The sequence below is a fragment of the Veillonella intestinalis genome (assembly GCF_943192895.1).
GTDB lineage: Bacteria > Bacillota > Negativicutes > Veillonellales > Veillonellaceae > Veillonella_A > Veillonella_A intestinalis.
In genome coordinates this window covers 1-20,211 of the sequence record NZ_CALPCB010000001.1, presented here as the reverse complement: position 1 = coordinate 20,211, position 20,211 = coordinate 1, and the positions used below count along the sequence as shown (strand labels likewise).

Annotated in this window: 18 protein-coding genes, 1 tRNA gene, 1 rRNA gene and 1 pseudogene; 5 read left to right on the top strand and 16 right to left on the bottom strand. The window is 38.0% G+C overall.

Annotated features, from left to right (window positions below):
- Positions 1–102 precede the first annotated feature (102 nt).
- Positions 103–618: pseudogene (locus tag NFR27_RS00105) on the bottom strand (thiamine pyrophosphate-dependent enzyme); the annotation flags it as partial.
- Here NFR27_RS00105 and NFR27_RS00100 point away from each other — a divergent pair.
- The 3 genes from NFR27_RS00100 to NFR27_RS00090 all read left to right on the top strand — a co-directional run bounded on the left by NFR27_RS00100 (position 609) and on the right by NFR27_RS00090 (position 3,213).
- Positions 609–887, top strand: a complete 279-nt coding sequence (locus tag NFR27_RS00100; protein WP_251441391.1) for a PLP-dependent transferase — start codon at positions 609–611, stop codon at positions 885–887. The pseudogene NFR27_RS00105 and the gene NFR27_RS00100 overlap by 10 nt on opposite strands.
- A gap of 422 nt (positions 888–1,309) precedes the next feature.
- A complete protein-coding gene (locus tag NFR27_RS00095; protein WP_251441389.1) occupies positions 1,310–2,494 on the top strand; it encodes an SAM-dependent methyltransferase in 1,185 nt (394 codons plus the stop codon).
- A 164-nt stretch (positions 2,495–2,658) separates the two neighbouring features.
- Complete coding sequence (locus NFR27_RS00090) at positions 2,659–3,213, top strand: folate family ECF transporter S component (RefSeq protein WP_251441388.1); 555 nt, start codon at positions 2,659–2,661, stop codon at positions 3,211–3,213.
- Positions 3,214–3,309: 96 nt separating this feature from the next.
- On the opposite strand, the gene NFR27_RS00085 is transcribed toward NFR27_RS00090, so the two are convergent.
- The gene (locus NFR27_RS00085) at positions 3,310–4,020 is read right to left on the bottom strand and encodes a DUF554 domain-containing protein (RefSeq protein ID WP_251441387.1); all 711 of its coding nucleotides are present in this window, start codon (positions 4,018–4,020) and stop codon (positions 3,310–3,312) included.
- A gap of 195 nt (positions 4,021–4,215) precedes the next feature.
- On the opposite strand from NFR27_RS00085, the gene NFR27_RS00080 reads away from it, so the two are divergent.
- Positions 4,216–4,306: transfer RNA gene (locus NFR27_RS00080), tRNA-Ser, on the top strand.
- 306 nt (positions 4,307–4,612) lie between these two features.
- Here the strand turns inward: NFR27_RS00080 and NFR27_RS00075 are convergent.
- From NFR27_RS00075 to NFR27_RS00015, 13 genes are all read right to left on the bottom strand, one after another.
- Entirely contained in the window at positions 4,613–5,971 is a 1,359-nt protein-coding gene (locus NFR27_RS00075; RefSeq protein ID WP_251441386.1) for a DUF389 domain-containing protein, read from the bottom strand.
- A 340-nt stretch (positions 5,972–6,311) separates the two neighbouring features.
- A complete protein-coding gene (locus NFR27_RS00070) occupies positions 6,312–7,319 on the bottom strand; it encodes an electron transfer flavoprotein subunit alpha/FixB family protein (protein WP_251441675.1) in 1,008 nt (335 codons plus the stop codon).
- A 14-nt stretch (positions 7,320–7,333) separates the two neighbouring features.
- The gene (locus NFR27_RS00065) at positions 7,334–8,134 is read right to left on the bottom strand and encodes an electron transfer flavoprotein subunit beta/FixA family protein (RefSeq protein WP_251441385.1); all 801 of its coding nucleotides are present in this window, start codon (positions 8,132–8,134) and stop codon (positions 7,334–7,336) included.
- A 14-nt stretch (positions 8,135–8,148) separates the two neighbouring features.
- Positions 8,149–8,430: a ferredoxin family protein gene (locus NFR27_RS00060; RefSeq protein WP_162099112.1), complete on the bottom strand. Its 282-nt coding sequence runs from the start codon at positions 8,428–8,430 to the stop codon at positions 8,149–8,151.
- The gene (locus NFR27_RS00055; RefSeq protein WP_251453840.1) at positions 8,427–9,707 is read right to left on the bottom strand and encodes an FAD-dependent oxidoreductase; all 1,281 of its coding nucleotides are present in this window, start codon (positions 9,705–9,707) and stop codon (positions 8,427–8,429) included. Before NFR27_RS00055 ends, NFR27_RS00060 begins: the two co-directional genes overlap by 4 nt.
- 251 nt (positions 9,708–9,958) lie before the next feature.
- Positions 9,959–11,647, bottom strand: a complete 1,689-nt coding sequence (locus NFR27_RS00050; protein ID WP_251441383.1) for a sulfate adenylyltransferase subunit 1 — start codon at positions 11,645–11,647, stop codon at positions 9,959–9,961.
- Positions 11,648–11,678: 31 nt separating this feature from the next.
- Positions 11,679–12,578, bottom strand: a complete 900-nt coding sequence (gene cysD, locus NFR27_RS00045; protein ID WP_251441382.1) for a sulfate adenylyltransferase subunit CysD — start codon at positions 12,576–12,578, stop codon at positions 11,679–11,681.
- 84 nt (positions 12,579–12,662) lie between these two features.
- The gene (locus NFR27_RS00040) at positions 12,663–12,977 is read right to left on the bottom strand and encodes a 4Fe-4S dicluster domain-containing protein (RefSeq protein ID WP_251441381.1); all 315 of its coding nucleotides are present in this window, start codon (positions 12,975–12,977) and stop codon (positions 12,663–12,665) included.
- On the bottom strand, positions 12,961–14,679 hold the full coding sequence (locus NFR27_RS00035) for an adenylyl-sulfate reductase subunit alpha (protein ID WP_251441380.1): 1,719 nt from the start codon (positions 14,677–14,679) through the stop codon (positions 12,961–12,963). Before NFR27_RS00035 ends, NFR27_RS00040 begins: the two co-directional genes overlap by 17 nt.
- Before the next feature lie 42 nt (positions 14,680–14,721).
- Entirely contained in the window at positions 14,722–15,801 is a 1,080-nt protein-coding gene (locus NFR27_RS00030) for an ABC transporter ATP-binding protein (protein ID WP_251441379.1), read from the bottom strand.
- A gap of 164 nt (positions 15,802–15,965) precedes the next feature.
- Positions 15,966–16,799, bottom strand: a complete 834-nt coding sequence (locus NFR27_RS00025) for a sulfate ABC transporter permease (RefSeq protein ID WP_251441378.1) — start codon at positions 16,797–16,799, stop codon at positions 15,966–15,968.
- A gap of 1 nt (position 16,800) precedes the next feature.
- Positions 16,801–17,652, bottom strand: a complete 852-nt coding sequence (gene cysT / locus NFR27_RS00020; protein WP_251441377.1) for a sulfate ABC transporter permease subunit CysT — start codon at positions 17,650–17,652, stop codon at positions 16,801–16,803.
- 9 nt (positions 17,653–17,661) lie between these two features.
- Positions 17,662–18,729, bottom strand: coding sequence for a sulfate ABC transporter substrate-binding protein (locus NFR27_RS00015; protein WP_251453838.1), 1,068 nt, complete (start codon positions 18,727–18,729; stop codon positions 17,662–17,664).
- Between the two features lie 772 nt (positions 18,730–19,501).
- Here NFR27_RS00015 and NFR27_RS00010 point away from each other — a divergent pair.
- Positions 19,502–19,843, top strand: coding sequence for a nucleoside triphosphate pyrophosphohydrolase family protein (locus NFR27_RS00010; protein WP_251441375.1), 342 nt, complete (start codon positions 19,502–19,504; stop codon positions 19,841–19,843).
- 279 nt (positions 19,844–20,122) lie between these two features.
- Here NFR27_RS00010 and rrf read toward each other — a convergent pair.
- Positions 20,123–20,211 (bottom strand): 5S ribosomal RNA (gene rrf, locus NFR27_RS00005); the annotation flags it as partial.

The following is a 20,211-nucleotide window of genomic DNA, read 5'->3' as shown; positions in this document are numbered from 1 at the left end:
TATAATTATCACAGAATACCTTTCAATGAATAAGTTCTTAACTTTGAATGTCTGATTAAGACTTATACTAAAAGGTCTACTAATGTACAGCCTGTTTACCTATTAATTAACAGTGTGTTTACCTATTTCTTGCTCAAAGCCAGCTTGCAAGCGCACATACGAGGCACGTCGTTCTTTAGCATCTTGCTCTGTTTTTTCAAATAATTCTTCCGCAATTTCAGGGAAAGATTGTTGTAACGAAGCATATCGCACTTCACCCATGAGGAAGTCACGGAAGCTTTCAGTTGGCTCTTTAGAATCTAAGCTAAATGGATTTTTACCAGTGCCACGTAAGGCTGGATTATATCGATATAAATCCCAATAACCAGCAGCTACAGCGCGACGGGTTTCTTCTTGAGTCGTGCCCATACCGCTCTTAATGCCATGGTTAATGCAAGGTGCATACGCAATGATTAGTGATGGTCCTGGATAGGCTTCTGCTTCCGTTACTGCTTTAAGAAGCTGATTCTTATCGGCCCCCATAGCCACTTGCGCTACATACACATAGCCATAAGACATAGCAATCATACCAAGGTCTTTTTTCTTCGTCCGTTTACCACTAGCAACAAATGGCCTTACCTGGTGGCATGGTTTCCTTTGAATTAAAAGGTGGTGTCAAAGAAGGGGCCCAAGTAATGAATTCAGTAAAACTTTGTCGTTTAGCCGTATCATTAGGGGATGCAGAAACCCTTATTGAACATGCTGCTTCCATGACACATTCCACCTATACTAAAGAAGAATTAGCTGCCGCTAACATTAGTGAAGGTTTAGTTCGTCTCTCTGTTGGTCTAGAAGATGCTAAAGATATCATTGCCGACCTAGAACAAGCTTTAAATACCATTGCTTAATAAAAATAACCTTCAACATTTCTATTTTCAAACACGTTCCCTCTAAAACTAATATATACTTATTTCTAAATACCCGTGAACCCCCTCTCGTTCACGGGTATTCCTATGCACTAAAATCCAATTTCACAATTCGTGAACTCCTATAACAGCCACACCATTATTTCCTATAGCTAATACATATATTTCATAAACCAACACAATACATTCAAAGTTATCAATGTACACGCTTATAACCTCGATAGTTATAACAAAACAATTTATCAATTATTTTAAACACAAATCGTGTAAATTTATTTTATCTATTTATATTTCCAATATCTGTTATAAGTTATTAGAAACGCCGACTTTATTGACATTTAATTATGATAGTTTTAGTATATAAAAACAAGATAGTTAAATTTTTAATAAGGAGGAACCTCATAATGTTAGGCAACTTAGGAGAAAAAATAGAAGAGAAGTCGATGATAAGTTTCTTAAAACGATTTGATGCCAATCCATTTAAAGTAAAATTTAAAGATAATGAATATATAATTGGCAAAGGGGATCCTCTTTTTACTGTACACATGAAAGAACCTATCCCTGCTAGTCAACTCATAGCCAGCACATCCATTGCACTCGGCGAAGCATACATGGACGGCAATTTAGAAATTGAAGGCGATTTATACTTCGCACTAAACCATTTTCTAGGTCAAATGGATGAATTTTCCACAGCTGGCGATGTACTTAATAAATTAACCCATAATCCCTTAACAAAAAAACACCAAGCAGAAGAAGTTCAAAGCCATTACGACATCGGTAATGACTTCTACTCGCTCTGGCTTGATGAAACAATGCAATATTCTTGTGCTTACTTTGAAAATCCTAATAACACCCTCTACGAAGCACAAATGAATAAGATTCATCGTATTCTTGATAAGCTATATTTAAAAGAAGGTCTCCGCCTTCTTGATATCGGTTGTGGTTGGGGCTTTTTGCTTATCGAAGCCGCTAAGAAATATAAAATCAAAGGGACGGGCATTACACTTAGCCATGAACAATATGAAAAGTTCCAAGCACGCATTAAAGAAAATCACTTAGAAGACTATTTAACCGTTAAATTGATGGATTATCGTGATTTACCTAAATCAGGGCTTTCATTCGACCGCGTAGTAAGCGTAGGCATGGTTGAACATGTAGGTCGTGAAAACTACCAACTATTTAATGATTGTGTCGACTCCGTCCTAGTCAACGGTGGCGTATTCCTACTTCACTTTATCAGTGGTATGAATGAAAAGCCTGGTGATGCATGGATGAGTAAATATATTTTCCCCGGTGGTATGTTGCCAAGCCTTCGTGAAATGATTGCGGACATGACAGACGATAATTTTCACGTACTTGATGTAGAAAATCTCCGTATGCACTACAATATGACATTACTCGAATGGGATAAAAATTTTAGAGCTAACTTATCGATTATTCGTGAAAAGTTTGATGAACGTTTTATTCGCATGTGGGACTTGTACCTAAATGGCTGTGCCGCTGCCTTTGCCAATGGCATGATGGATTTACACCAAATCTTAGCTACGAAAGGCATAAATAACGACTTGCCTATTACGCGATGGTATTAAAAAGTTTAGACTTCAAATTCTTCAAATTCTTTAAATATCCATTATAAATACTCATGCTACTAGCTTGCTAACAGCCTCAATCACCCTATATAATAGAAAGGTATAATTCAATAATCAAATCTAAGAAAACTCTATTTATTATTTTTCTAATTAACGAGGATCGCATGAAACAAACATCGTCTATTTCTTTAATTACCCAAACAAGTCTCTTTATTGCACTCACTGTGCTATTATCTTATGTCTTTGCTATCCACACTACCTTTATCCATATCACCTTTGGGTTCCTTTCTACCGCTATTTTTGCTGTTATGCACGGCCCTCTTCGTGCTGGTATTATGGCCGCCATTGCTTGTTTCATAGGCATGCTACTTTTTGGTCAAGGCGTATTTTTCCCCGGCTTTATGCTGTCTGAATTCCTCGTAGGCTATACCTTTGGTCACTTCTTATATAAGAAGCCGATTACTTTAAAACGTGTAGCCATACCATTCCTCATTATTACTATAGTAATTCACTTAGGCCTTAACACCTTATGGCTCGTGATTTTTTATCAAAAGGCGGCTTCTGCTATTTTTATGGGCCGTTTAATCAAAAATATCATTTGCTATCCTATTGAAATTGTTCTATTTTTTGCCGTATATAAAACACTAGGCCGTATTATCCCTGCTCTGAATCCTTCAAAATTAACGACTACCCCAAAGGAAGCAACACCGAATACATAATTCTCTATTTCTAAAATTAAAACACTATAAATAAAAAATACTACAAATAAAAAAACACCGCTTAAACGGTGTTTTTTATTTTATAATTATATCTTACTAAAGCCACGCCCACAAGGCAGCCACTACTAACGTAGGCAACATATTAGCAATACGAATTCGTTTATCCCATAGTAAATTAACCCCTACCAAGAAAATCATAATAGAACCAGTAAACGAAATATTACTAAGAGCCTGTTCTGTCAACCACGGTGTTATGAAAAACGCCAGTAATGTAACCACCCCTTGCACGATACCGACTGGTACGGCCGAATAAATACAACCTTTCCCCAATGTGGTTGTCATAATCATAACTACAATCCCATCCATCATAGCTTTTGCCAATAAAATAGTAGGATCACCAGAGGCATCTTTAATAGAGCCTATAATAGCCATAGCCCCAATGCATACAGTAAAAGAAGCTGTTAAAAAAGCCTCTATAAAGCCCCCTTCACCTTCGTTTTTACTTTTAATCTTTAACCATGCACCGAATTGTTCTAATTTTTTATCTAAATCTAAAATTTCACCAATGACAGTACCAATAATGAATGTAATAACTAGCATCATAATATTAGTTACTACTAACTCCCCATTAACAAAAACTAAAGACTCCTTTGTAGCGCCAACAAAACCAATAAATAAAATGCAAGCGCTCATCGCTGCCATTAACGTTTCAAGCAAGCGCTGATTCAAATAATTACGTGCCGTTAATCCAATGAGCCCCCCGACTACAATGATTAACATGTTAAGCAATGTACCTACTCCAGGCATATAATCTCTCCTTTTTCATAAAATATACACCAAATACTTTTATAAGTATTTAATTATTGATTATAGCACACAAATCATCTAGGTAACATCAAAGTTTGCTTGTATTATTGGACTATGATATTTCAAAGAATTAATGTGGACATAATCTTGACAAAATACTAATTCAAATGATATGATATTTTAGTAATTAGATTTGGAGGATTACTCAAGAGGCTGAAGAGGACGGTTTGCTAAATCGTTAGGGCGGGTTACCGTCGCTAGGGTTCGAATCCCTAATCCTCCGCCAAAACTTTTATACTTTTGTCTGATAATTGCCAAGAGTATTCAAAACCCCTACAAAACTAGGAAACACCTAGAAAGTAGGGGTCTTTTTATATCCTTTTTTAGACATTTTTCGTTCTCAATTAAGGGTGAAATATCCTTAAATATTCAATGTTTTCCGTCTAATTTCCATCTTGTTTTTGAATTATAACTAGATATTCAAGATGGGCTATTTTCTATTTCCGCCTTGTTACAAACCCTTGATTTTACTGTATTCTTCAATAAAACTATTTCCATCTCAAGAGTTTTCCATATATTACGCAATAATACATTACTTAATCCCATTTCCATAAAACTGACTTGGTTGTTCTTCTAATTGAACAATTAAAGACACCTCATCACCTACTTGCTCAACTATCCATCGTTGAATTTTTTTTACATCATCAGTGGTTAATGGATCCCTAACAATAAGAGTCACTAATACCCCACTATAAATCACTTTGCCATCATCATCAACTGAAATAATAGGTGAAAGTTTAACTAATTTTATTTCAGGGAACAAAATAGGCAATTCATTATTTAGCAAACGTATTTGCTCTTGATTATTTTCACTTCTCTGATATGCTGGATAATATGTATTTGCTAACTCTTTATAGGATTTTCCTTTTTCTTTAGCCATCATATTAGCCATACTTTTATTTATAATTTGTTGAACTTCTGAAGAATCTAACTGCGCATTATATCCTTGTACCACTTTTAGTTTCGTCCCCTTTAAACGATTAAAAGTCTGCATTGATTCTTCCAATCGATTAATTTGTCCCTCTGTTAAAGGTCTACCTATTAAATCTAAAGTTAATACATGATCCTCATAAGCATAAGATACGATACTTGTATGTACCATGTTAAGCTCTGTAGCTAAAAACGTCTGAATTTGATCATCTCTTATAGTCTTGTCCACAGTCAAATACGCCATATAAATACTGGGAACAGTAATCAAGATTCCTAACAAAACTAAGATTCCCTTTTGATAGTTTTTATGACTATCTTCTGCATATTTTTTAGGAGGTACACGAAGTAATTTAAATATAATAAAAGCTGATAATATAATAAAAAAGCTATTTATAAAAAATAAATACATTGCCCCTAAAAAATAAGAATAAACTCCACTACTTAAACCATATCCAGCCGTACACAAAGGCGGCATCAATGCAGTCGCAATAGCCACCCCAGGAATAACATTGCTCTTTTCTTGCCTAGTATTACCAATAGCACCTGCAAGCCCACCACTAAGAGCAATCAATACATCCCATGCAGTTGGTGCCGTACGAGTAAGAATTTCCGAAGATGCATTACTAATCGGTGATAATGTAAAATAAATCATTGAGGTAACAAGAGATACAAAAATCTGAAAACTCAACTTTATCATTGAACTTTTAATAAATTTAGTATCATATGTAGCCATACCAAATCCAATAGCTACTAAAGCCCCCATTAAAGGCGACATCAACATAGCACCAATAACCACAGCAGTACTATTCATATTAAGCCCTATAGATGCTGTTAAAATGGCCATTACCAAAATAATTGAATTTCCACCTTTTAACATAGAGTCAGAAGTAACTCTCTCATTAATCTCTTCATAAGAGGCACTATCAATTCTTAAATTAAAAAATTTATTCCACTGAGACATTCTAACATACCTCTCTCACTATTTCTTATTATATTCATCAAGTTATACATCATAAAATCATAGTCTATTCATTACGTCAGCAATCAAAAAAAGATTATTTTTATTTTATTTTATCATACTTATATAATCTTATAAATCATACAAAATTCTAAAGTTGATAATAGTGCCAGAAGCTAAGAGAATACTTCAGAGATTGACTCACTCCTTCCCCCCTTAAGCTCCGTCAAGTCGCTAAATTATATAACAGCAAAAGAAAGTGCCATAGGCTAAGAGAATACCTTCAGAGCTTGACTCGTAGGTTTCTCGGGCCTATGGCACTTTCTATCTATCCACTTATAATTTAGCCCTTGGCGGACTTAAACTTTGCTATCATTTCCTTAGCAACTTCTACAGCATCGCCTACGATACCATAGTCACACACTTTGAAAATAGCCGCTTCAGAATCTGTATTAATCGCTACAATCGTTTCAGAACCAGTAATCCCCGCCGTATGCTGTATAGCTCCAGAAATCCCAAATGCTAAATACAACTTAGGCGCAATTGTTTTACCAGTTTGGCCAATTTGACGACTTAGTGGATACCAACCCTTTTCAACGATAGGGCGTGTTACCCCTAATACACCGCCTAATACATCAGCCAATTCTTCCAAAACTTTGAAGTTCGCAGGGGAACCCATACCGCGTCCACCAGCTACAATAATTTCAGCTTCTTCAATATTCACATCATTCATATCCACTTTAATCATTTCTACAAAACGATTACGAATATCGTTGTCGGTAAGGTTTACTACTTCTTGATGAATCTGACCAGCGCGCCCTTCTATGCGATCTGGCATTTTAAATACATTAGGTCTTACAGAGCCCATTTGTGGACGATGTTCTGGGCATATAATTTCTGCTAAAATATTACCACCCAAAGCAGGTCGTGTCCATTCTACAAGCCCGTCAGATTGACTTACAGTCAAGATTGTACAATCCGCCACAACGCCATTTTTCATACGCCCTGAAATACGAGGCGCCAAATCACGGCCATCATTCGTAGCGCCAATTAAAATAACATTTGGTTTATTTTGACCAAAAAAGTCTGTAATAACCTTTGTATAGCCGTCCGTAGAGTAGCGAGCTAATAAAGGATGCTCAAATACATGTACATGGTCGGAACCATATTCAATTAAACTTTGTGCTTGCGAAGCAACTTGCGCGCCTAAAATCAAAGTATGTACTTCTTCATTAAGCTGATCAGCAATAAGGCGGGCCTGACCAATTAATTCATAGGTTACTTTGCGCACCTGCCCATCAAAGCAGTCGGCAATCACATAAACACCTGTATATTCTTCAAACACCGTAATACCTCCTTATGCTATCAGATAAGTTCCTTTTGTTTTAAAACGCCTAAAATCGTTTCTACAGACTCCTGAACAGGGCCCGTAAGCATTGTGCCAGCTGAACGCATTGGTGGACTATACACCTTGCGAACACGCGTTGGCGAGCCTTGTAAGCCTAATCTCTTAGGATCTGTTTCCATGTCATTAGCCGTAATCAACTTTACTTCATACTGAGTAGCTCGAATAGAGTGATGTAAAGTTGGATATCTTGGTTCATTCAACGTTTTAACTGCTGTCATCAACATAGGCACTGGTGTATCTAATACTTCAAAACCTTCTTCATGTTCGCGCTGTGTCCGTACAATACCATCATTTACTTCAATATTGCAGACATAGGTTACTTGTGGAATACCTAATTCTTCCGCAATTTGTGGCCCTACTTGTGCTGTATCACCATCAATGGCTTGTTTGCCACAGAAAATAATGTCAAACGGCTTGCCCTGGTCGTCCTGCACTTTAGCAATAGCCCGTGCAATCGTATAGCTAGTGGCCAATGTATCAGCCCCAGCAAAGGCCCTATCTGTAATTAAATACGCCTCATCAGCGCCCATAGAAATACACTCTTTCAAGGCAATCGTCGCTTGTGGTGGCCCCATAGTAATGACAGACACACGAGTCCCAGGATAGGTGTCTTTTACCTTCAATGCGGCCTCTAAGGCATTCATATCAAAAGGATTGACAATACTTGGTAAGCCTGTACGAATCAATGTATTCGTTTCAGGGTCTAATTTTATTTCAGACGTATCAGGCACTTGCTTAATACATACGAGTAATTCCATAATGGTCCTCCCTATTAACCTTGACGAAATTCTACACCCTTCGTGTCATCTGGATATTCCCATTTTGTCACGATAGTGTTACCACACAATACACGGCAAGTACCACATTCTACACAACCTGCATAATCAAAAGCTAAGGTACCATCTTCATTAAGTGTGTACAAACCAGCTGGACAAGCATTGACAAGTTTCATTTTTTCCTTCATATCAGGGTAGTCATGGATGATTTCAATATGAGGATGTCCTTCATTTACATAATATTTATTAACACCTAATTTTTCTTCTAAATTCATCATAAGGCACGCCCTCCTTTAAGCGCATCCATAGCTAGATTTACAAGGCCCACACCAGTGGCTCGTTTCAATAATTTAGGAACTAATGGTTTTGCTCCATTACCATTTACAGTAAACACATCTTCCATAATACCATTTACCATGGATGGATATTTTTGGAAAATGCGAGGATTATTTAAGAATTCAGGGAAGTGGCGATACGTTTTTAAATCCTTACCAATAAAGCTATCTTCTATTAAAATATCATAATAACGTAAGGCACCCGCTGAAAAGTCTTGTAATTTCTTGGCTTTAATAATAGCATCGCCCGCATACATACCAGAAGCAATGGCAAAATCCATACCACGCACGGTATAGCCCATATTAATACAGAAGCCAGCCGCATCACCGACGATAATAAACCCGTTGCCACTAAGTGTTGTCACTGCTTTATAGCCCGCTTCTGGCACCATGTGGCCACTGCGTTCTACTAATTTACCACCTTTTAATAAACGAGCAATCGGTCCATAGCTCATAAATTCATTCATCATGTCTTCGATAGTAGCATCCGCTTCACCAATATGCTCTAGACCGACAACAACACCTAGCGAAAGGCTGTTTTTATTAGTGTATAAAAAGCCACCGCCCATTAAACCATGAGTTATATCCCCCATGCAGAGCCACGCTAAGCCATCGTTACCATCCAAGCCAAGTCGTTCCTCTAACACACCTTTATTAAAGGTATATACTTCCTTAGCCCCTACTGCTACTTCAGCTGCTGTCACTGGCGCACGTAAACCAGCCCGTTCAGCTAGTAACGAATTCACCCCATCAGCCAATACAACTACATCGGCTAACATCGTATCTTTGCCACAACGAATACCTACTACGGTATCCCCTTCTTTGAGCAATTCATCTACTTGGATACGATTAACTACAACGGCACCAGCAGCTGCCGCTTGATCCACTAACCACTTATCAAATACACTCCGCAATACAACATAGGATTCGTCCTCTGGTTTAGCTGGTGTTGCTTCATACTCAACGGTGGTTGCTTTACCGCCTTCAAGAATAGAAATCCGTTCTTTAGCCACCTTCCGTTCAAGCGGTGCTGTTTCACGGAAATTAGGAATAAGTGCTTCTAACGAATGTGTATAAATACGACCACCTGTCATATTCTTAGCGCCCCCATAACTCCCTCGTTCTACTAAGAGCACCTTCACACCTGCTTTAGCCATACGATAAGCCGCTGCTGCCCCTGCTAAGCCGCCACCTACAACAATTGCTTCAAATCGTTCCATGCTGTTTCTCCTTGTATAATATACTGTATTAAAAATACAAAATAAATCCCTAAAAAAGTCTATAGAATATATTGATAATTTTAGATATTATCCTTCGTGCTTTCTATTATATATATTCTAATGTCATTTTTAAAATACCTCTTTTGCATAGCTAAATATATTCTATATTATTCAAATGCACTAAAAACAGGCAATACAAAAGCGGTTGTACCTCAAAAAGAAATACAACCGCTTGTATTAGTATGAATTTTTTAAATAGACCAAAAGGAATCATGGAAAATAATTTTACGATATGTTTCAAAACGAAGCCATCTATCATGCCAGGAGCCATCACGTTGCAAACTATCATCAGCAGATTCAGCTATAAACTGCGCTACCTCATCGGCACTATTAATCTGTATTGCAAAGCCACGTCCATTTACTACAGGTACATCGCTATACACATATGACGCTAAATCCACAATATCCATGAATTGACCGTCACGAACTAGAATAGCCACTTTATCACGAACTACTAAAATATCAAAATTAGCTGGATAACTATAGCTCGCCCCTGTAATCGGTAACGCATCACCAATTTGGAACGTCGTTCGAGTTGGTCGAATTTTATCTACTTTTAGACCTTCCACATTATAATAAAACTCATCAAATACATCACCACGAGCATGCAAACCATTACCTTCAAAAGTATGCTGCTCAGCTACTGTGCCTACTGCTTCAATAACGCCACAAGCAGATGTCATATTGCTAACACGATTGATTAAGATCAATTCACCTAGTGTTTTATGATGACGGAATTCATCCATAACTACAGGTGTCTGGAAGTGCAAGGTGCAAAGGGCTATACTATTTTTTCCAAGTTCAGCAACTGGTAGATGCTCGCCACTATTTACATCAATTTGATACTGAATGTCTGTGACCGTGGCGGCTACTTGCTTAGTGCCTAAACTAACCAGATATTCATTCCCCACTTCTAAGGGTTCATCGTCCATCCAAAGTAATTTTACACTGGCAGTCTGCGCCGTACCAATTCCTGTTTGTTTAACCAACACACTGCCCCGTGAAACATCAATTTCACGGTCTAGTTGCACCGTTAAAGGTTGGCCTAGCTGGGCCGCTTGCACCGTATTAAAACCAACTAACAAAGATTCAACCTTAGCACTTTCACCACTAGGTAATACTGTTAAGGTATCACCTACTGCGACCTGACCTGCTTCTACTTGCCCCTGAAAACCACGGAAAGTATGATTAGGACGACATACCCGCTGTACTGGCATATAAAAACCATCTTCAGCCGTACCAGACGCATCTACAGTTTCTAAATAGGGTAACAAAGCGGGCCCTTCATACCAAGGCATAGTTGTCGCTTTGGTCGTAATATTGTCGCCTTCGGTCGCTGATACAGGAATTACCTGTACATTAGTAAGGCCCACTTCCTTAGCAAGGTTTGCAATATCCGCTTCAATCTGACGGAATACGTCTTCTTTATAGCCTACTAAATCCATTTTATTCACAGCAAACACAAATGACTCAATGCCCATAAGAGCACAAATACGAGCATGACGACGGGTCTGCACTAAAATACCTTGTGAAGCATCCACCAAAATAATCGCCAAGTCAGCAAAAGATGCTCCTACAGCCATATTACGCGTATATTCTTCATGACCAGGTGTGTCTGCTACAATGAAACTACGATTATCCGTCGTAAAATAACGATATGCTACATCAATGGTAATCCCTTGTTCACGTTCAGCCATCAACCCATCTAATAGTAATGAATAATCAATGGCACCACCACGACTGCCTACTTTACTTTCTAATTCAAGTGCTTTAGCCTGATCCGCATATAATAATTTAGCATCATATAAAATGTGGCCAATTAAAGTAGATTTACCATCATCTACACTGCCACAAGTAATAAATTTTAAAAGTCCTTTCATGATTGTATCCTCTCTTTACCCAATACCTATATTAGAAATACCCTTCCCGCTTACGCCGTTCCATGCTGCCAGCCGCTTCACTATCAATAACGCGTGTCGTACGTTCAGAGGAAACAGCCGATAAGGTTTCTTCAATGATTTCATCTAAGGTAGTGGCTTCAGATTCAGTACCACCCGTTAAAGGATAACAACCTAATGTACGGAAACGCACTTTCTTTTGTTCAATGGTTTCACCAGGTCGTAATTTAAAACGATCATCATCTACCATAATAATATTGCCATCACGATATACAACAGGTCGTTCTTTCGCAAAATATAAGGATACAATATCTATATTTTCACGTTTAATATATTGCCAAATATCCTTTTCAGTCCAGTTAGATAGAGGAAATACGCGAATACTTTCCCCTTTGTTAATCTTAGCATTATATAGTTTCCACATTTCAGGGCGCTGATTTTTAGGATCCCAACCATGAGAGGCATTGCGGAAGGAAAAAATTCGTTCTTTCGCACGGGATTTTTCTTCATCACGACGACCACCCCCAAAGGCCGCAGTAAAACCATATGTATTTAATGCTTGCTTTAGAGCTTGGGTTTTCATAATATCCGTATAAGCTGAGCCATGGTCAAACGGATTAATACCTTGTGCAACCCCTTCTTGATTGATATATTCAATCATATCTAAGCCAAATTTCTTAGCTGTTTCATCACGGAACTTGATCATTTCTTTAAATTTCCAAGTTGTGTTCACATGCAAAAATGGAAATGGGGGCTTTTCAGGATAAAAGGCCTTTCGTGCTAAATGTAGCATAACAGAACTATCTTTCCCAATGGAATACAACATAACGGGCTTCTCACATTGTGCCGCCACTTCACGGATAATATATATAGCCTCTGCCTCTAATTCATCTAAATGACTATACTCACTCATATTACTACCTTCTCTCTTTTACTCTCTTATACCCTAATGCAAGATGGATTAATATCTAGTACAAAGTTTAGACTCTTTATATATCTAATATTGGTTGGATTCTTGCGCATTTACAACAATGGTTTGGCTCTCCCCATTAGGCGCTATATATTCCCAACGCCAAAAATGACCTTCACGCTGCGCCTTCATCGTGCCCCCTTTGCCACCCATATCGGGTCCTAAAAAATAAGCAATGGCCCCAACAGGACATTCTTTTATACATGCCATACAGCCCCAGCAGTCCTTAGGATAAGCCATATAGGCTTTACCCTCTTCATTCATAGCTGGTAAGCTACCAGGACAAATATTAACACAACGTTGACAACCGATGCAGCTACGCTGATCAATTCTGATGCTCATAATACGCCTCCTTCACTAATGGCCGTTGTCGAATTTCAATCCCTCTATCGGTTGCTATCGAATTAACATAACAAAGCCATTCATCACTACTTTCAGGATAATCTAAATTTTCTGCAAAGCTGTGCCAGCGTGTTTCTTTACGCCCTTCTAAATGAGCAATCAATGTTAAACATACAACTAAACGCTCTTTTAATTCATAAATAAATAATAGGTCGTGCAAATTTTGAGCTTTCAAATGTTGTGCCATTTTTTGCAATTCTTGAATTCTCGTTTTCGCTTTCTTCAATTGTTTACTATTGAAACGATAATAAGCACCAATACCACCTGCATAGCTGTCCATAGTTCGTTGCATCGCTTCTTCTAGCTGTTCCGTTGTATATAATGGAGATTCGCCCGTAAGATAAGCATCATAAGCCGACAAATAGGCCTCTGCTTTCACTTTAAGCCCCTCTGAAACAAAATGACCATTACCATTATGCCTCTCATCATGAGCCTTAGCCGCTTCATATCGCTTAGCAATCGCTAGGGCTGCAATTTCCCCTTCCGCTAAAGCACCAGTTACATATTTTTGTGGACAACCACCAGCTACATCACCAGCGGCATATAAATTGCGAATTGTCGTTTCACGATTCGTATCAACCCAATAGCCACTCGCCGTATGACCGCCTACAATATAAGGTTCTGTTCCTTCAATCTCTACATTCTGCTGTTGTGGTCCTTCCCCCGATTCTAGCCATTTTAAAGTCTGACCTGGCGCCATATTAAGATAGGCCTTCAAAAGATCCATATTTTGCTCACTACTAATTCCTTCTGTGGCTAAATAACAAGGACCATGACCTTCTAAATTTTCTTTTACTGTGCCATAAACACGCTGTGAAGTAGTCAATCCATATTTAGTTTCATATACTTCGCCATCTGCATTAATCTGCTTAGCACCCACCCCTTGAGCAATAGTGCCCGTCGGCGCAATAGTATCTTTACAACGCAAGGCAATAAAACGCATTTCAAAGGTCGTCATTTCTGCACCAGCTTGAATGCCCATGGCATAACCAGCTCCCGTATTAAAAGGTGAATACCACATCTTATGCCGTGAAAAACCAGGATTATTAGGCCGATATAACCCAGCGGCCCCACCGGTAGCACAAATCACATAGGGCGCATAAATTTCATACGCCACCTGATGACGCAACGAAAAGCCTACAGCCCCCTTAATTTCACCATCCTCTACCAAATAATCGGTAATAATGACATGTTCCATCACCGTTGTATTTGGCAATTGTAAAACCACTTCCGCTAACAAAGGCTTAATATTTTCCCCATTGATTTTTATATTGCGATTACCACGGGCTATATACTCTCCATTAGAGTCTTTTAAAATAACTAAACCTAAATCTTCTAATACTTTAGTAACGCCATTCAGTCGTTCACTCATGGATAATAATAAATCATGACGCACAATGCCAGCTGCATCTTTTGTGGCATACTCAACATAATCTTCTGGCTTGCGACCTTTTACAATATACGCATTCAGTGCATTAACCCCTGCTGCTAAACAGCCACTGCGACGAATTACTGCCTTTTCTACAATTAAAACGTTAGCATCTGTTTGTTTTTGCAAAGTCAACGCTGCATAACAACCAGCTGTACCGCCACCAATGATAAGCACATCCGTTTCAATTCGCTCTCGTTTCTCAATTTTCATACGTCCTATCCCACCTAATTTCCTAAAGTCTGTCAAACTCTCTTAAATATAGAATACTTGACCTGGTTCAAGAGCTTTATTTTTCACAATATGAACCTCCGTATTACTACACAAGAAAAGCCGATAAATCAAGACCTGAACCGTTTCACCTACAACAAACGAAGCCGCTTCAATAGGCTGTTCTGCTTCAATCAGATGATTCCCAATACGAATGCGCATGCTAAGGCGCGTTCCCTGAAACGTTACCGCTTCTACACTACCCGTTTCAACAGCACTTTTATCTTCATGGTCTGCATCTGCTTTAAAAACAGCTACGAATTCGGGGCGAATAATTGCCCAATCAAAACCGGCCTCTCGTTCAAAACCGTTAAGGCTTTCATATTCCATAATCCCCTTGGCCTTCCCCATAAATCCAGCCACAAAGGGGGTTGCTGGTTGTCCATAAATCTCTTCTGGTGTGCCCATTTGTTCAATACAACCATTATTAGTTACAATAATTTCATCAGCTAATTCTACGGCTTCTTCTTGATCATGAGTCACAAAGATACTCGTAATCCCCGATTTCTTAATGGTAGCTTTTAACCATTGACGGAGCTCATGCTTAACCTTTGCATCAATAGCCGCAAAAGGTTCATCTAATAACAATACATCAGGCCTTGGTGCCAAAGCCCTTGCAAAGGCTACACGCTGCCGCTGTCCACCAGATAATTCACCAGGATAACGATCTTGCAAATTAGCAAGACCAACTAAATCTAGTAATTCTAACACTCGCTTATGAATCACATGTTGCTCCTCTTTTTGCACGGTAAGACCAAAGGCAATATTATCAAATACCGTCATATGACGAAATAGCGCATAATTTTGAAATACAAAACCTATACCACGCTTAGCCGGTACAATAGCATTCACACGCTTACCAGCAATATAGATATCACCCTGATCTGGTTGCTCTAGTCCTGCTAACATACGTAAAATTGTGGTTTTACCACTCCCACTGGGGCCTAATAGAGCTACAATCTTGCCTTCAGCAATATGAAAACTCACATCTTTAGATGCTTCATAATGGCCATATTGCTTATAAATTCCCTCCATGGCTACATACTGAGACGCTCCTTGTTCCATCTCATCACCTCAAACTCTCTCAATTCTTCAATATTTCTTTATTATCCCTAAATTACCCTTAATAAACTAAAAATCAATCTATATAGTTCTTAATAATAAAAATAATATTAACATTATTTTTATATCCATTTCATTACAATACCTAACCATATTTATTACAATACCTAGCCATTATGACCCACTCGTTGTTCTACATAAGCCCGTAAAATTAATAAGACGATTGCTAACATAACCAATACAGAGGATGCCGCAAAAGCAGCTGTAACGCCTGTAGCAGAACCAGATAAATACAAAGCGTCAATTTCCAAAGGCAAAGTAAAGGTACTGCCACGTACTTTCGATAAGGCTGCTACGGCTCCAAATTCGCCTAACGCTCTGGCGGCACACAGTAATACGCCATAGAGGAAACCCCATTTAATCTGAGGAAAGGTAATTTTCCAAAAAACAGTCAATCCCGATGCCCCCATTAAAACAGCCGCTTCTTCCTCTTCACGTCCTCTTGTATGCATAACGCCTATCACTTCACGGAAAACAAAGGGTAAGGTTACAAAAATTGTAGCTAAGAATACACCTGGTAAAGCAAAGACCACACGCCAGTTCGTACCTAACCACTGATTAAGACTCTCTAAAATACTGTAACCCCATCCAATACGGCCAAACACCATAATAAAGGCTAAACCTGCAATGACCGGTGAAATAGAAAAGGGCACATCAATTAACGTCATTAACAACTGCTTACCTTTAAAATCAAACTTACCAATGCTATAAGCCGCACAAAGACCAAATATCCCACTTACTAATACCGCTACCAAAGCAGCTACTAAAGTGAGACCTAGTGCAGATACTACATAAGGCGTTGTAATAGCCTTTACATAAAATGTCCAGCCTTGTGCCAAAGAACTGAGAATTACCGTTATAAGTGGAAAAACTAACATTAAAATAACGAAAAGAAACCCCACTATAATTAAGCTATATTGCACCCACTTTAATTCTTTCATCCTATCGACCTCCTAACCGCTTCGCTTGACGCAATTGCAATAAATTAACGCTAAGCAAAATGAAAAAGGCCAATATTAATAAAAGCAATGCCATCGCTGTAGCACCTTCATAATCAATATAGTTCAACTTCTGCATAATTACATAAGATACTACTTGTGTCTGGGCTTTAGCGCTATTACCTGAAATATAAATGACACTTCCGTATTCCCCAAGCCCTCGAGCAAACGCAAGGGCAAATCCAGCCAACCCAGCGGGCAAAATTTCAGGTAAAATAATACGCCGGAATATTGTGAAGTTATTCGCCCCTAATACAGCTGCCGCTTCTTCATACGAACCATCCAATTTAGCTAATACAGGCTCAACAGAGCGAACTACAAAAGGAATCCCTACAAAAATTAGTGCAATACTAATACCTATCTTCGTATACACTAAAGAAATTCCCCACTGTATAAGTGTACTACCCAATAAGCCAGTATCTGAATATAACTTAGATAAGGTAATCCCTGCTACAGCTGTAGGTAGTGCAAAAGGTAACTCAATAAGACTATCAATGAAACGTCGCCCTGGGAATGTATATCGTACTAAAATCCAAGCTAATAATGTGCCAAAGACTAAGTTAATAGTTGCTGCTACCAACGATGTCATAATACTCGTAGCAAAAGCGTGCCAAACTACAGGTTTAGCAATGGTTTGCCACAATGTCATGGGCGGAATTTGCACCGCATAGCCTAAAATAGTACCTACTGGCAAAATAACAATGATAGACAAAATGGTTAAGGTCACACCTAAGGTCAGTCTAAAACCTGGTAATAGACGAGGCGCTCTACTATTTGTTTGCATAGTTTGTCTCATAAAGCCCTCCTATTCGTCCCGAATCATATCGAATAGGGCACCATCTTCAAAGAAACGCTCATAAGCAGCGGCCCAACCACCAAAATCACGAATTGTTACCATGCGCTGAGGTGTTGGATATTCCTTGGCTACCTCTGTCATAACAGTAGAATCTGTGGGCCTAAATCCATATTGAGCTATTAAACGCTGACTCTCCGGCGCATATAAGTGAGTTAAGTAATCCTCGGCTACTTCATATGTGCCTCGTTTTCGAGCAATATTAGCGACTACTGCCACACTAGGTTCGGCTACTATAGACACTGATGGCGTTACTAGCTTATATTCACCAGGATAGTGTTGTAAAATCTGCTTAGCTTCATTTTCCCAAACAAGCAATACATCGCCTTGTTTATTTTCTACAAATGTTGTGGTAGCCCCCCGAGCTCCAGCATCCATAACTACTACATTTTCATATAATCGCTTCACAAAATTAGTAGCTTTAGCTGTATCATCAGGCAAACCTGCTCCATAAGCATAAGCAGCTAAAAAAATCCAACAAGCCCCACCACTACTCTTTGGATCAGGTGCAATAATACGGACATTTGGTTTAACTAAATCATCCCAATCCCTAATTTTTAATGCATTCCCCTGTCGCACTAAAAATACAACGGTTGAAGTATAAGGGGCCGAATAATTTGGTAAACTAGACTCCCAATTAGAATCTAATAGGTGAACCTTTTGTAATAAATTCACATCTTGTGCCAAAGCTAAAGTTACAATATCTGCATCAAAGCCTTCTACCACGGCTCTAGCTTGATTGCCTGAGCCACCGTGCGATTGATGGATTATTATCTCTTTACCTGTACGAGCCTTATAATACGCTGCAAAATCAGTATTATAGGCTTCATAAAACTCTCGCGTAGCATCATAGGACACATTAATCAAGGTCATCGTAGTCTCTTCACTAGACGATGAAAATGCCTGTTCTGTGCTCCATAATATAGCCCCCACTATACCTACGGAGAGAAGTAAATACCAACCTCTTCGTTTCATAGACATACCTTCATTCTCTTTTAACTCTCTCTTTTTAATTAGCACACATCTGCGCTAATCTACCTTGCTTCTTTCTCAACTATGGCGTGCTTGAAATACCCTATATATTTATCCTTTCTTTATTTCAGTAAGCTAATTTACTACTATAAAAATATCTACATAAGCTAGGATTCCCCTAATCCTAGCTTATTTAATTCGTATAGCTTAGCTAATATTTAATTCCTACATTTTTAACAGGTATTTAAAACGCACGTATTTATAAAGCTGTCTGTAATTGTACGTTTTAAATCATACATTGTCAATAGGATATACTATTACATTAGAATAAATAGAATACACGCCATCTTTTAATCGCTTCTAAAATTGATATATATTCTCAAAAATTATTTTTCTAGTTAGATGAACACTTTATAAGAATATATGATTACACCCTAATTAAAACATATTCACACAAATCATCACACAAATCACATGTATATGATTACCTGTGCACCAAATATATAATTATCTGTATCTAAGATATATAGATTCTCGTAGCCTTTTATAATATCCATATACAGTTATACATACACAGAGATATATAGTCATATGTAGTCTAAAACATATAGCTGTACATAATCTTAAATACATAATTGTATATATATTTTTGTACTGTCTCTAAAGTTAATAAATACAATTTTAATAATTTTTATCATTTTGTTTATTGAAATTTATATATACTTAATACTAAAATTAAAAATGAATATTGCATATAATTATGCTATACTATAATTAAAATTTTAATTTCTATTACATATCTATAACTAAGGAGGCCTTAATGGAAAAGCAAAACATAACTTTACAAGAAGTCATTGAACGAAATTTAGCGATTCGTGAATCCTATCATAAATTAGAAGATAAATTCAATGGCCAACGCTGGACTATTGAAGAAGATGCACTCGGTTTCTTAACAGATGCAGCTCTTGTAGGACGCCTAGCTATGGCTCATGAAAAAACATGGCCTACAGCCAATACAGAAGATGATCTTAAGACTTTATTACCTCACAAATTAGGTGAATGTGTTTGGTGGTTAGCAGCTCTTGCAGATCGCATGGGAATTGATTTTGAAAAAGCCATTATGGACTTTGTGGAAACAAAAGAAAGTGAATTACCTAAATAATTCACCACTATTTATCCAATTTCTATAAATTACATTACACCATAGTTCTAATAATTAATTATTTATTTAATATATACTAGCATAAAAAGAAGGATGTATCTATAACTATAGTAAGTAATAGATACATCCTTCTTTTTGTATTTTTTGTATTATTTTATTACGATCTATCATGCTACGCTTCGCTTCACTCGCTTCTTGGAAGCGGCCAGACAGATTGTTACTCATTAGATTAACAAAAATAAGAGGCCGTGTCTTTCGACACGACCTCTTATTTTCATTAATCAGCGACTACCTATCCTCCCAGGCCGCTTCCAGCCAAGTACTTTCGGCGTTTACGAGCTTAACTACTGTGTTCGAGATGGGAACAG

Excerpts from the sequence above, each read along its gene's own strand:
- NFR27_RS00010 (WP_251441375.1), top strand. The coding sequence starts at position 19,502 with ATGGAAAAGCAAAACATAACTTTACAAGAAGTCATTGAACGAAATTTA.
- NFR27_RS00050 (WP_251441383.1), bottom strand. The coding sequence starts at position 11,647 with ATGAAAGGACTTTTAAAATTTATTACTTGTGGCAGTGTAGATGATGGT.
- NFR27_RS00055 (WP_251453840.1), bottom strand. The coding sequence starts at position 9,707 with ATGGAACGATTTGAAGCAATTGTTGTAGGTGGCGGCTTAGCAGGGGCA.
- NFR27_RS00065 (WP_251441385.1), bottom strand. The coding sequence starts at position 8,134 with ATGGAATTACTCGTATGTATTAAGCAAGTGCCTGATACGTCTGAAATA.
- cysD (WP_251441382.1), bottom strand. The coding sequence starts at position 12,578 with ATGAGTGAGTATAGTCATTTAGATGAATTAGAGGCAGAGGCTATATAT.
- cysT (WP_251441377.1), bottom strand. The coding sequence starts at position 17,652 with ATGAGACAAACTATGCAAACAAATAGTAGAGCGCCTCGTCTATTACCA.
- NFR27_RS00035 (WP_251441380.1), bottom strand. The coding sequence starts at position 14,679 with ATGAAAATTGAGAAACGAGAGCGAATTGAAACGGATGTGCTTATCATT.
- NFR27_RS00085 (WP_251441387.1), bottom strand. The coding sequence starts at position 4,020 with ATGCCTGGAGTAGGTACATTGCTTAACATGTTAATCATTGTAGTCGGG.
- NFR27_RS00090 (WP_251441388.1), top strand. The coding sequence starts at position 2,659 with ATGAAACAAACATCGTCTATTTCTTTAATTACCCAAACAAGTCTCTTT.
- NFR27_RS00100 (WP_251441391.1), top strand. The coding sequence starts at position 609 with ATGGCCTTACCTGGTGGCATGGTTTCCTTTGAATTAAAAGGTGGTGTC.
- NFR27_RS00095 (WP_251441389.1), top strand. The coding sequence starts at position 1,310 with ATGTTAGGCAACTTAGGAGAAAAAATAGAAGAGAAGTCGATGATAAGT.
- NFR27_RS00025 (WP_251441378.1), bottom strand. The coding sequence starts at position 16,799 with ATGAAAGAATTAAAGTGGGTGCAATATAGCTTAATTATAGTGGGGTTT.
- NFR27_RS00030 (WP_251441379.1), bottom strand. The coding sequence starts at position 15,801 with ATGGAACAAGGAGCGTCTCAGTATGTAGCCATGGAGGGAATTTATAAG.
- NFR27_RS00040 (WP_251441381.1), bottom strand. The coding sequence starts at position 12,977 with ATGAGCATCAGAATTGATCAGCGTAGCTGCATCGGTTGTCAACGTTGT.
- NFR27_RS00075 (WP_251441386.1), bottom strand. The coding sequence starts at position 5,971 with ATGTCTCAGTGGAATAAATTTTTTAATTTAAGAATTGATAGTGCCTCT.
- NFR27_RS00060 (WP_162099112.1), bottom strand. The coding sequence starts at position 8,430 with ATGATGAATTTAGAAGAAAAATTAGGTGTTAATAAATATTATGTAAAT.